This is a genomic window from Variovorax sp. P4_D9 (assembly GCF_056401695.1).
Map to the genome: position 1 here is coordinate 1 of NZ_JBFUIU010000248.1, position 11,621 is coordinate 11,621.

Consider the following 11,621-nt stretch of genomic DNA (forward strand, 5'->3'; position numbering starts at 1 on the left):
GACAAGTGAAGGCGCTGGGTATTAACTCCGCGAAGTCAAGCAAGCTTTTGCCCGGCGTGAAGTCAGTGGCGGAGCAGGGCGTTGAGGGGTATGAGCTGGTTGGATGGACCGTGATATACGCTCCCAAGGGCCTCTCGCCCGAGACCTCACGCCTCCTTGCCAATGCGTTCGCCAAGACCCTCGAGCGCCCCAACGTTCAGGAAAAGCTGCTCGAACTGGGGATTGATCCAGTGGCGAAGACCGGTACCGAACTCAGCACMTTCGTGGCGACGGAGAAGGAGAAATGGGGCCGGCTGATCCGCGCCGCAGGGCTGAAACCGAGTTGAAAGGAGAAGCGTCATGAGCGCCACGCCTGTTTCGGGAGTGAAGGTACTTGATCTGTCCAAGGTCCTAGCCGGTCCCCTGTGTGCCCAGTACCTTGGAGACATGGGCGCCGATGTCATCAAGGTCGAGACCAGCGACGGCGACGAGACGCGCGGCTGGCCGCCGTTTCGCGCTACCCAGGAAGGCACGTCGCCGACCGGCACCGTGTTCCTCAGCGCGAACCGCAACAAGCGCAGCATCGCCGTGGACTTGCGGCATCCGGAAGGCTTGGCAATCGTGCTGCGTCTGGCGGACTCGGCCGACGTGGTGATCAGCAGCTTCGGTCCCGGCGTCGCCGATCGCCTCGGGGTCGGATCGGAAGCACTACGCACGCGCAATCCCCGCCTCGTGTACTGCAACATCTCTGGATTCGGATCCGTCGGTCCGATGCGCAGCGACAAGGGCTACGACGTCATCCTGCAAGCCTTCTGTGGGATGCTCTCGATCACCGGCGAGCGCGATGGTCCCCCGGTGCGCAGCCCGTTCTCGCCAGTTGATCAGGCGACCGGCCTGCACGCGCTGATCGGTGTACTTGCCGCGCTGTTCGAGCGGTCCCGCACCGGCGTCGGCGGGCTGGTCGAGGCCTCGCTCTTCGATTCCGCCACTGGTTTTCTGGGATACTTCCTACAGGGTTTCTGGGAGCGTGGGACCGAGCCCGAGAGGCCGGGCTCCGGGCACGAGTCGCTGTGCCCCTATGAGGCCTTCGAGACTGCCGATCGGCCGTTGATCCTTGGTGTGGCCAACGACACGCTCTGGCGATCTTTCTGTGAGACCGTCGGCCTCGAGGCCGTCGTCGATGACCCCCGTTTCAGGACCAACGCTGATCGCGTCGCCCATCGGGCCGAGACGGTTGCGATGGTGCGTAACGTGCTCGCTACCCGTACGCGCGACGCCTGGCTGAAAGATTTAGGCGCGGCGGGAATTCCGAGCTCGCCGCTGCATTCGCTGGGGGAGCTCTCCAATCATCCGCACACCACCGCGAGCGGAATGATCGTTCCCTACGAGCACCCTCAACTGGGCGCGTTGAGGACGGTGGCGCAGCCGCTTCGATTCGACGGCGTGCGGCCAGAACTGCGTCGCCCGCCACCCATGCTCGGCGAACACGGACAGGATGTGCTGCGAGAGTTGGGCTACGGGGCCGACGACATCAAGAAGTTGGCAAGCACTGGGGCGGTCAAGCTTGTTGTGCCGCAGCCCGACTGTCCTTCCTAGCTGCAACAGTTGCCAACAGTTGCACGCGGACATGAAGTCACTGCGTTGGCGACGGTGGCGCCTGTCGCTGACGTCGTCTCCCTAGGCCTCGAGAGTTCGATTCCGAGTTTCGGGGAAAGCAAGGACGGCCAACGCTGTGATCGCGCTGCTTATCGCGACGTATCACGCCGGTGCGGCGGGGTTTGCCGGTGCGCCGATAAGCCAAGTCACCACGAACTGTGTGCTGCCGCCAAAGATCGCCACTCCGATTGCGCAGGCRATCGCCAGTCCTGTCGCGCGGATGTGCCTCGGCAAGACCTCGGGGATCGCTAGTACCACGACGCTTCCTGCAATCGCATTGAGAAGCCCGAGAACGGCGGTCAGCGCCAACAGCATGCCGGAAGACCACGAGAAGAGTGAACGCAGGAACCTACATGAGGGCAATCGCAACGCGCAGCAAGAGCATCAGCGGCTACAGCGGTAAGACAGGGGAGGGCGCCGGAAGCCGTCCCTGCAGATGCTATTGCCGCTTTGTTGCATCGATAGGTCCAATAGGTCCTCACCCATCGAACCAAGCACTGGAGGGCTACGTCCTGCGCCGTCCTCGGTGTTTGCTGTGCCACGAGGTTGAGTAGCGTGTTGTTCGTTGGGCCGCCTACTCCCCAGGCTGAACTCGGTCCGGAGAAACACCGTATGGGAAAACATACGTCCGGCTCTCGCCGCGCGCGCTCATTCCGAAGGCTTCCGGCCCCTCGCTGCACGGCCAGGCGCGGGCTTCGCGGCTCCCTCGCCGCCGTGGTGGGCCTCAAGCTGGCGCAGCGCCGCCGCTGTCGCCGCCTGGCTCTCGCGCAACTGTGCAATCTCGCGCTCGGCCTGCCCCTGCTGGCGCTGCAGCTGTGCGGTCAGGTCAGCAGCGCGGTGCTCTGCCCCGGCGGCGCGCTCGCGCAGTGTGGCCAGCTCCACTTGGATCTCCTGCTGCTGGCGCGACCAGGCGGCGGCGGCATCGCTGTGCGCGGCCTTCTCGACCTGCAGCGCCTGCTTGGCTGCTTCTTGCGCACCGCGAGCCAATTCCAGATCTGCGGCGCGGGCCTTCTGCTCCTTCGCAAGATCTGCGGCTGCCTGGCGGGCGGCCACCCGCTCGCGGTCGACGTCGGCCAGGAGGCGGCGTTCGTGGGCGACATGGCGCTGCTCGGCTTCCCTCGCGTCGCGCTGCACCGCGCCGAGTTCCATCGCCGCCTTCTCGCGCAGGGCTTCCTTGCTGGCCACGGCCTCGTCTAGGGCCTTACGCAGGCGTCGCACCTCGGCTTCCGAGTCGCTCAGCAGACGAGCGGACCCCTGCTGCTGGGTGTGCATCTGGGCCTCCATTGCCGTGACCGCCTGGCGCGAGGAAGCCAGCGCCTCGTCGAGCGCGACTCGGGCCTGGTCGAAGGTGGTCTCGCGCTGCTGGAGGTCTGCTTCCTTCTGGGTCAGGGCGTTACGCTGCAGCTCGAGCTCGCGTCGTGCTGCCTCGGTCTTCTGGATCTGCACCTGGTCGGCCACGCGGCGCGCGGCGTCCCAGAACTGCTTGGCGGCCTGGACCACGGCCAAGGGGGCTGGTGCGCCTCGCCGTCGGCCAAGTTGGCGCCATGGCCATCCAGGCGCTTGCCGAGCGTGGCGAACCAGTGCTCCAGCATCGGGCTCACGGTGTTGGGCGAGCCGCTGCCGATCTTCTGGCGCACGCGCTCGATGGTCGGGCGCAGGCCCTCGTGCACCAGCGCGTCCGCGGCTTCCCAAACCTGGGCTTCCTGGATGCCGCGGCCGCCGCGCGGCGGGAATGTGGAGCTCGATGCGTTCGTTTCCATTTTTGACCTTTCAGCTCGTCGCGCGTCGTCTTCCAGGGACCACCTCACGCGCACAAGAATTCCTAAAACCGCATGCTCATACAGCCGGAGACCCGGGTTTCCACCCAGCCTATATTTACTTGCGATAATAAATGAGGCGCGTATTCAAAAGAGCATGTTGTGCGAAAGGCGTCGGAGTAGCTCAGATCGTGGGATGCGATTCGCGCACAGGTCGAACACCTTTAACAAGGCACCCGCAGCTGTTCGACCGCCGCCAAACGGATCGGCAGCCAACCCACCTATTTCGCGCCGCCGCCGCCGCGCGATCGGCGTGCGCAAGGCGCGCAGATCAACCCGAATTGAAATCCCAAGGGTTGATGATCGGCGCGTTGGTCGGCGCAAAGTGCCTGGTATTGCGAGTGACGATCGTCAGACGGCGGGTGATGGCCGAAGCCGCGATGTACGCGTCCGCCGCTGGAATCTGATGCGCGATAGTCAAGGTTGCCGCCATGGCTGCGGCGCTGCCGTCAATTTCGATGATGCGCTCGGCAAACTCGCTGAGCACCTGTCTACTTAGCCAGGCGCGGAGGATGGTTCCTTGTGCGGCATCGACACGCTCCTTCTGCTGCACTCCCACCTCGAGTTCGTAGACTGTGATGGCCGAGATATAGGTTTCGTCTTGGGTGACAGATCCCGCCCATGCGACGACTGCCGGAGAAGCCTTTTCCGGCCGCCGCAACTCCTGACCTTCGCCCAGTGGGACCACGTCGATGCGCTGTTGAAGAATCATGTCGACACGGAGGCCGGGCGGCGGCTTCGGCGCGGCATGCGCTGGCTCTATGCGACCGGGTTGCGCCTGGCCGAGATCACCGCCGTGAAATGCGAGGACCTGGCGCAAGTCGACTACAAGACGGCCGATGGGACGATGGCGACCGACTGGATGGTGTCGGTCACCGGCAAGGGCGGGCGCAGCCGGCAGGTGCCCGTGCCGGCCGAGCTGGTCGACGAATTCGGCGACGAGTTGGCCCGACATGGCTTCGAGCGGCAAGTGAGCGCGCCGAGCAACCAGGGCATCCATGTGATGGCGCGCTTCGACACCGAGTTCGAGCGGCCGCCATCCTGGTCGGCCTCGGGGCTTTACCAGGCGATCAAGGCGTTCCTGGCGCAGGCGGCCGACAGCCTCGAAGGGGTGGACGCGCTGCAGCTGAAAAAAGCGAGCACGCACTGGCTTCGCCACTCACATGGGTCGCATGCGTTGCAAGGCAGGGAAGGGCAGACGCCGGTGCTGCTGGCGCTGCGGTGCTCGGCGTCCAGGTGCAGGAGAACGTGGGCGACAGCGGGGTGGTGGGCACCTTACGCTGCGGTATGGGCTRCAGAAGCGTGGGCCTGCGCGCCGACATGGACGCGCTGCCGACGGTCGAGTTGGGCCCTGTGGTGCATGCCAACTGAACGCCTGGCGTGCACCATAGCTGCGGGCATGACGGGGTGAGAGAGCGTTCGATTACCCCGTGATGGAATTGGTTTGGTCGCATGTTTTTGTGTGCCCGATGACGCGAACGCACCGTGCTCTGTAGCCGTTGTGACCGTGGCCAGATTTACTGCGGCCAGTCTTGCTCCTGCGCGGCACGAGTTGAAGCTCAGCAGGCCGCTGGCCAGAGGTACCAGTCCAGCGGCATCGGGCGAGTCAATCATGTCGAGCGAACGCGAAGGTGGCGCTTGCGACAGAAGGAGCGACGTGGGCTTGGCGCCCAGGATGCAGGCTCTGTGACGCATCAGGGTTGGCAACAAGCGCCGACCGCTGAGCCCGTCCTTGGCCAGTATCGAGCCTTCGGCCGCGACTGAGGCAGCCCAAACGCATGGGTTCTGCCCTGAATGTGCTGCCGCGCTGCACCCGTGGGTACGGTCAGGGTTCGTCAATCGGCGCCGCGCCAGGGCAAGTCTGCGCTCGGCCAGGGCTCGCCCCTCAAAAGGCGCGACAGATGCAGGCACCGTCTCTGCGCCTTCCATCAAAGTCGTAAAACCGCGTCCTCACCAGCGAATAGATGCGGATTTACACCAGCGCTAACACTCCTGGAAGGTGTCAGTTTGGTCGGTAAGGAGCAGTTGTCGCGCGTTTCTGAAGGCCGGCTTAGCGGCGTCGAATTCAGCGTCACGACACGTACTTCCGGATTGGGCCCGTTGCCGTCGTAGGCTGCCCAAAGTTCAGCGCGTGAAAGCGGGCATTGGCGATCGTGCGGTACCGACGAGGACGCTGCGGCCGTGCTGGAGCCCAATCCTGCGGCTCGGTGGGTCGGCCGCGAATAGCCGCGAGCAACTCCGCAGCCGCCGAAGACCGACCACGGATCGCCGGCGTCGGCTTTCAGGCGCGATAATATGAAGGGGCCGCATCAAGTGGCGGGTCGGCCGGCATCGCGTCCGGTGGCCGAAATCATCACGTATTTGCTCCCCTCCGCGTGGCTGCGCCTCGCGGCGCTCTGTGACGAAGATGTCTTTCGGGGCGCCAGTTGTGGCGCGCCGAACTCAGTGACCGACGCAAACCGAAGACCGAATACATGAGGCGTTTTTATTCTCGGCGTTGATCGCGCTCACCACCGCCCCGGCACTGGCGGCTGACGTTGGCGTGTCAGTCAACGTCGATCAACCAGGTTTCCACGGCCGCATCGACATCGGCAATGCGCCCCAACCGCAGGTCATCTACCCCGAGCCGATAGTGATCGAGCCGCCGCCCACCAAGACGGCTCAGCCGCCCATCTATCTGTACGTGCCGCCCGAGCACGCGAAGGATTGGCGCAGGTACTGTCGTCGCTACCATGCGTGCGGCCAGCCGGTCTATTTCGTGCAGCAAGATTGGTATGAGAACGTGTATGAGCCGCGCTACCGCGGTCAGCATGTTCGGTCTCAGGCGGTGTATGCACACGATATCCATAGCGACGTCGTTCGGGCGCATGTCATCCGAGCGCACAATGTCCATGCGGACACGGTGCGCGCGCGGGTTGTCTATAGGGTGAAGGGCGAGCCAGGTGGCCATCACGGCGAAGACATCCACGCGCCGGTCGTGGAATCACGCGAAATCCAAGCGCACGACATCCATGCGCGGGTTGTTGAAGCGGACACGCTCTATGTCGACGGACTACATGAGGGGCGCTGACACGTGGTGGCTGCCATGTGTAGGTTGATGTCGTGGCGACCTGAATGACCGCCCCATGGACTGGAAGGCGAGTTCGACCAAAGGTAGAACAGTCCGCTGGCCGTTCGCGACGGCCAGCGCGTGCCACAGCGGCGACAGYCGCCTTCGCCCGGGTGACCTTGGCCAGGATGTCTGTGGCGCTGGCCGTCCGGATGCAGGGCTTGGGGTGGGTGTTGTGATAGGTGACGTACAGCCGGCCTCGTTCGATGCGGGAAACTCACGCTGAGTGCAGCGTCATAGCCCAGATGGCCGGGTCCTTCCCTATGGCTTACAGAGGCTTACAGTAAGACCGAGGTGCTACCAAGAAGGTGACTCTTCTGCACCAAAGGCCAATGTCGAAAAACTCAACCCGGCGTTAGGCTGGCAGTAGCTTGGGCGCCAGGGCGAAAGCGCTGGGCCTTGAAGGACCTCGTCCAGCTCAGCACGGCTTGAAAGGGCAAGACTTTGAGCGAACCCACTGTATTCATCGTTGATGACGACGAGGCGTGTCGCGATGCTGTTCACGAGTTGATTGATGCGGTCGAGCTGGCGACTGCGGTCTTCAGTTCGGCRCTCGAGTTCCTGGAAGCCTTCGACCGGACTTGGTGCGGATGCCTAGTGCTTGACCTGCACATGCCTCGCATGAATGGACTCGCGCTGCAGGAGCGCCTGCGGGAGATGGGTGCCCACCTGCCGATCGTCTTTGTCAGCGGCAGCGTCGACATTCCAACGGCCCTCGGCGCGATCAAAGGCGGTGCCGTGGACTTCTTGCAGAAGCCCTACGGGCAGCATCAGTTGCTGGACGCAATTTACAAGGCCCTTCGATGGGATTCCGCCTGAAGGCGGAGTCGTCAATCGCGCATGGCGCCCGCTGACTTTGGGCCCAATGCGGCTGAACGGCCTTCCCGGAAGCGGTCGTTGAAAAGCGATTGACCCTGACTAAGGGGAACCTCGTCCCGGCCAGGTGCATGCGATGCGCCATTGCGCTCGATTGCCGGCCCGCAACCCACTGAGGCGCCTCAGGTCGCGAACTGAATCACTTCGTCGGTCGTCACCTCGAAGCGCTCGAGCGTGTTAACCCCGAACACCATCGTGATCGGCGCATCGGCCGCGTCGCGCCCGCGCGCGATCACGATGCGCCCGATGCGCGGGATGTTGTGCCGCGCGTCGAAGGTGTGCCAGCGATCGCCCAGGTAGACCTCGAACCAGGCGCTGAAATCCATCGGGTACCGTACCGGCGCGATGCCGATGTCGCCGAGGTAGCCCGTGACGTAGCGTGCCGGGATGTTCATGCAGCGGCACAGCGTGATTGCCAGGTGCGTGAAGTCGCGGCACACGCCCACGCGCTCGCGGTAGGCCTCCAGCGCCGTGCGCGTGGCCCGCGCGCGCTGGTAGTCGAAGCGCAGGTGCCCGTGCACGAAGTCGCAGATGGCCTGCACGCGCCGCCATCCGGGCGGCACGCCGCCGAACAGGCTCCATGCGAGCTGGAGCAGTTCGCTGTCGACTTCGCAATAGCGGCTCGGTAGCAAGAACTGGAGCGTCGCCACCGGGAGATCGGCCGTTGCATGCTCGACGGCGCCTGGCGTGACCGGATCGGGCAAGCCGGTGTCGAAGACCACCGCTTCGTTGCGCAGGCGCACCCTGCTCACTCCGAGCGGTATCTCTACGCGTGCGCAATGGTTATTGAAGGCGTCGGTGTAGTAGTCGGTGCGCAGCGGCGGGCTGATCGTCATGCTCCCCCCCGGCTGGATGTCTCCGGCGCGCGAGGGATGCAGCCGCAGCAAGTAGATCAGCGCCGTGGGCGCCGTGACGCCGAGTTCGATGTCGAAACCGATTTTGATAAGCATGGTTCGCTGACGATGAGGGAGGTGAGAGGCGGATCAAGCATGTTTGGTGCCCGGCTGCCATGGCGCTCATCGTAGTCCTGTCCGGCATCGGTGAGTGATTGGACGATTACGGCCACCGGCCACGTCACCTCAAGATGCCACGGACAGACGCATACGGACGATTACGCGAAGCGACGTAGTCCAACGCCAATGCGGCATATCGTGAGGGTAGGGGTCGTCGTGGTCGGCGAAGGCGGCGTCATCGGAGACGAAGGGGTCGTAGGCCGGGTCGTCGAAATCCTGAATGCGGGGAATGGCGCCCATGGTGATCCTTCAGAGTTTCAATGCACCACGCACGGCCTCGGCGATCGTCAGGATCGCGTCTTCGTCGCGTGTGGCCGGGTTGAACAGACGGTTGTGGCAGATCGCCACGGCGAGCTGCGCATCGGGATCGGCCCAGCCGATGGAGCCGCCCTGGCCGGGATGGCAGAGCGCGCGCGGGTTCTTCGCCGAGCACACCGGCGGATGCTCGCCGCCGAACCAGTAGCCCCCGATCGTGATCGGGAGCGGGAAGCCGAACATCACCGGATCGGGCTCATCGCTGTGCGCACGCGGCGTGTTCAGCGTGGCCGCCAGGCTTTCCGAGAGCAGGCGTGCGCCGTCGAGCTCGCCGCCGCCGGCCAGCATGGCCCAGAAGCGTGCTTCGCTGCGTGCCGTGAAGATGCCGCCGACGCCGGCCACCTCGGCGCGGCGCACCTCGGGCCGCTCGAACACCGCCGGTCCCAGCGCGACCTCGGGCGGCATGGAGGCGAGATAGAGCGGCGGCAGGTGCTCGGCCGGCAGCGGCCGCATCGCGTCGATCAGCCGCGCGATCCGCGGTTCGACTTCATCGGGGATGCCGATCCAGAGGTCCGGCGCGCCGAGCGGCGCAGCGATCTCCTCGCGCACGAAGCGACCGAGCGATCGATGGTCCGGGTCAGCGCGGCGCACGAGTTCGCCGAGGATCCATCCGAAGGTCATTGACAGGTACAGGGTCTTCGTGCCGGGCTCTGCCAGCGGCTGGAGGTCGGCGATCGCGCGGGTCATCCAGGTCCAGTCGCACAGGCGTTCCGGGGTCATCCCCTGCGGCATCTGCGGGATGCCGGCACGGTGCGTGAGCACGTCGCGCAGCGTGGTCCTGCCTTTGCCATGCGCGCTGTACTCGGGCCACCAGCTCGCCGCGGGTGCGTCGTAGGCTAGCCGGCCGCGATCGACCAGCATGTGTACCGCCGTGGCGGCGACGGCCTTGGTGACCGAGTAGACGTTGAAGAGCGTCTCGCCGTCGACCGGCCGTCCGCTTGCGGGATCGGCCAGGCCGCCCCACGCGTCGATCACCAGGCGGCCGCGATGGTAGGCGGCTACCTGAACGCCGATCTCGCGCCCGCTGGCGATCGCGTCGTCGATGGCACGTTGCACCGGAGGGTTGGCGTCGAGCAAGGGCGGGGTCACGCGGGTCTCCTGCTATCGAAAAAAGAAGCGCTGCAGCTCTTGCTGCGGCGCCGTGAGTGGTTTATATTGTAGAACGACGTTCATATAAATGTCATCGCTTTCTACGATACGCACGAGCCCGGCCCGGGTCACAAAGGAGCAACGCATGGTCCAAGGAGTCGCGCAAGACGCCGGTGCGGCACTGTTGGCAGGCCGGCGCGCGATCGTCGCCATGCCGGGCCTGGCACTCGGAGGCGCGCTGGCCCGCGGGCTTCGGCGGCACGGGGCGTGCGTTGTCGAGCTCGACGTGACACCCGGCTCGTGCGCGGACGCCGAGAAAGTCCTGGGCCATGCCGCGCGCGAGGCCGGCGGCGCAGACCTCGTCGTGCATGCGGGCGCAACGCCCGCGGCGTTGGCGTCGCGCCCGCTGGAGGCTCTGTCTGCAGGGGAATGGCAGTCCGCCGTGCATCGCAGCATGCTCACGAGCCTGTATGTTCTGCAGGGGGTCTATCGCCAGCAGCGCGAGGCGGGCGGGGCGACGGTCCTCGTCGGCCCGTCGGTGGCGCTGGTCGGCGCGGCCGGGCTGGTCCCGCTGATCACGCTGGCCGAAGCGCAGCGCACGCTGGTCAAGTCGGCGGCGCGGCAATGGGGCCGGCACGGCATGCGGCTCAACTGGGTCGGTATCGGGGCGCAGCGCTACGCGCCCTCGCTGGCAGAGGCCGCGCTGCCGCAGACGCCGGAGCTCGGTCCCCCGCCGCCCGCGCTCGGCCGCGTGCCCGAAGCGGAAGCCGAGGTGGCCGATGTGATCGCCTGGCTCGGCAGCGACGGCGCGCGCGGCGTGACGGGCGCGAGCTTCAACCTCGACGGCGGCGACTGGATGGTGCCATGAGCCAGGCAAGCGCAACGACGACAACAACCGGCTCGGGCCTGCTGGAAGGCCGCGTCGCCTTCGTGACCGGCGCCGGCGCCGGCATCGGCCGYGGCATCGCGCTGGCACTCGCCGCCGCAGGCGCGCGCGTGGCGGTGACCGGGCGCCGAGCCTCGACCTGCGACGACACCGTCGCGCTGATTGCCGCCGAAGGGGGCACGGCCTTCTCGCTGGAGGCCGATGTGGGCGATGCAACTGCCGTGCACCGTGCCGTCGAAGCAGTCGTTTCCCGTTGGGGGCGGCTCGACATCCTGGTACAGAACGCGAACGCCGGCGGCGACTCGGCGCACCCGATCGCGCTCGAGGACGTCAGCGAAGAGGACTGGCTGCGCCAGGCCCGCGTCGCCTGGGACGGCAACCTGCATTGCGCCCAGGCCGCGCTGCCGCACCTGCGGGCCGGCGGGTGCGGCCGCTTCATCGTGCTCGGCTCGGCCTTCGGGCTGCACGGCGCGGCAATGAATCCGGTGTACTCGGCGTTGAAGGGCGGCGACCGGGGCTTCGTCAAGTCGCTGGCGCGCGAGTGGGGGCCTGACGGCATCACCGTGAATGCGATCGAGCCCGCCGCGGCCACCGAGCCGACCCAGGTGTTCTTCGCCCAGAACCCCGCGGTGCGCGACGCCTACCTCCGCCTGTTCCCGCTCGGCCGCATGGGCGAGCCGCGCGAGGACATCGGCCGCGCCGTCGTGGCGCTGTGCAGCGACCTGATGGGCTACGTCAGCGGGCAGAACCTGCCCGTCGACGGCGGCCTGTACACCGCATTGTGAGGACAGCCATGACGGGACGCGTGCAAGGGAAAGTGGCGCTGGTGACCGGCGCGGGCGGCGGCATCGGCGCCGCCTGCGCGCTGGCGCTGGCGCGGG

At 66.1% G+C, this 11,621-nt stretch carries 14 protein-coding genes; 8 read left to right on the forward strand and 6 right to left on the reverse strand.

Annotation, left to right across the window (positions count from 1 at the left end):
* From AC1DY5_RS24670 to AC1DY5_RS24680, 3 genes are all read left to right on the forward strand, one after another.
* Nucleotides 1–326: Bug family tripartite tricarboxylate transporter substrate binding protein (locus AC1DY5_RS24670; protein ID WP_478115628.1), on the forward strand; the 326-nt coding region annotated here is incomplete at its 5' end.
* A gap of 13 nt (nucleotides 327–339) precedes the next feature.
* Complete coding sequence (locus tag AC1DY5_RS24675; RefSeq protein WP_478115629.1) at nucleotides 340–1,575, forward strand: CaiB/BaiF CoA transferase family protein; 1,236 nt, start codon at nucleotides 340–342, stop codon at nucleotides 1,573–1,575.
* A gap of 136 nt (nucleotides 1,576–1,711) precedes the next feature.
* Nucleotides 1,712–2,038, forward strand: a complete 327-nt coding sequence (locus AC1DY5_RS24680; protein WP_478115630.1) for a hypothetical protein — start codon at nucleotides 1,712–1,714, stop codon at nucleotides 2,036–2,038.
* 245 nt (nucleotides 2,039–2,283) lie between these two features.
* On the opposite strand, the gene AC1DY5_RS24685 is transcribed toward AC1DY5_RS24680, so the two are convergent.
* The 3 genes from AC1DY5_RS24685 to AC1DY5_RS24695 form a co-directional block, all read right to left on the reverse strand.
* Entirely contained in the window at nucleotides 2,284–3,135 is an 852-nt protein-coding gene (locus AC1DY5_RS24685) for a hypothetical protein (protein ID WP_478115632.1), read from the reverse strand.
* On the reverse strand, nucleotides 3,021–3,395 hold the full coding sequence (locus tag AC1DY5_RS24690) for a DNA-binding protein (RefSeq protein WP_478115633.1): 375 nt from the start codon (nucleotides 3,393–3,395) through the stop codon (nucleotides 3,021–3,023). The genes AC1DY5_RS24685 and AC1DY5_RS24690 overlap by 115 nt, the downstream gene beginning before the upstream one ends.
* Nucleotides 3,396–3,723: 328 nt before the next feature.
* A complete protein-coding gene (locus AC1DY5_RS24695; RefSeq protein ID WP_478115635.1) occupies nucleotides 3,724–4,164 on the reverse strand; it encodes a PIN domain-containing protein in 441 nt (146 codons plus the stop codon).
* Between AC1DY5_RS24695 and AC1DY5_RS24700 the strand changes: the two genes are divergently transcribed.
* The 3 genes from AC1DY5_RS24700 (at nucleotide 4,153) to AC1DY5_RS24710 (ending at nucleotide 7,380) form a co-directional block, all read left to right on the forward strand.
* The gene (locus AC1DY5_RS24700; RefSeq protein ID WP_478115636.1) at nucleotides 4,153–4,863 is read left to right on the forward strand and encodes a tyrosine-type recombinase/integrase; all 711 of its coding nucleotides are present in this window, start codon (nucleotides 4,153–4,155) and stop codon (nucleotides 4,861–4,863) included. The genes AC1DY5_RS24695 and AC1DY5_RS24700 overlap by 12 nt on opposite strands.
* Nucleotides 4,864–5,949: 1,086 nt before the next feature.
* A complete protein-coding gene (locus AC1DY5_RS24705; RefSeq protein ID WP_478115638.1) occupies nucleotides 5,950–6,522 on the forward strand; it encodes a hypothetical protein in 573 nt (190 codons plus the stop codon).
* Nucleotides 6,523–7,005: 483 nt separating this feature from the next.
* Nucleotides 7,006–7,380 carry a response regulator transcription factor gene (locus AC1DY5_RS24710; RefSeq protein ID WP_478115639.1) on the forward strand — a complete coding sequence of 125 codons (375 nt, stop codon included), beginning with the start codon at nucleotides 7,006–7,008 and terminating at the stop codon, nucleotides 7,378–7,380.
* Between the two features lie 179 nt (nucleotides 7,381–7,559).
* Here the strand turns inward: AC1DY5_RS24710 and AC1DY5_RS24715 are convergent, their stop codons facing one another.
* The 3 genes from AC1DY5_RS24715 to AC1DY5_RS24725 form a co-directional block, all read right to left on the reverse strand.
* On the reverse strand, nucleotides 7,560–8,387 hold the full coding sequence (locus tag AC1DY5_RS24715; RefSeq protein ID WP_478115641.1) for a transglutaminase-like domain-containing protein: 828 nt from the start codon (nucleotides 8,385–8,387) through the stop codon (nucleotides 7,560–7,562).
* Nucleotides 8,388–8,516: 129 nt separating this feature from the next.
* A complete protein-coding gene (locus tag AC1DY5_RS24720; protein WP_478115642.1) occupies nucleotides 8,517–8,690 on the reverse strand; it encodes a hypothetical protein in 174 nt (57 codons plus the stop codon).
* Between the two features lie 9 nt (nucleotides 8,691–8,699).
* The gene (locus tag AC1DY5_RS24725) at nucleotides 8,700–9,854 is read right to left on the reverse strand and encodes a serine hydrolase domain-containing protein (RefSeq protein ID WP_478115644.1); all 1,155 of its coding nucleotides are present in this window, start codon (nucleotides 9,852–9,854) and stop codon (nucleotides 8,700–8,702) included.
* A 145-nt stretch (nucleotides 9,855–9,999) separates the two neighbouring features.
* On the opposite strand from AC1DY5_RS24725, the gene AC1DY5_RS24730 reads away from it, so the two are divergent.
* Nucleotides 10,000–10,722 carry an SDR family oxidoreductase gene (locus AC1DY5_RS24730; RefSeq protein WP_478115646.1) on the forward strand — a complete coding sequence of 241 codons (723 nt, stop codon included), beginning with the start codon at nucleotides 10,000–10,002 and terminating at the stop codon, nucleotides 10,720–10,722.
* The gene (locus AC1DY5_RS24735) at nucleotides 10,719–11,525 is read left to right on the forward strand and encodes an SDR family NAD(P)-dependent oxidoreductase (RefSeq protein ID WP_478115648.1); all 807 of its coding nucleotides are present in this window, start codon (nucleotides 10,719–10,721) and stop codon (nucleotides 11,523–11,525) included. The genes AC1DY5_RS24730 and AC1DY5_RS24735 overlap by 4 nt, the downstream gene beginning before the upstream one ends.
* Nucleotides 11,526–11,621 lie beyond the last annotated feature (96 nt).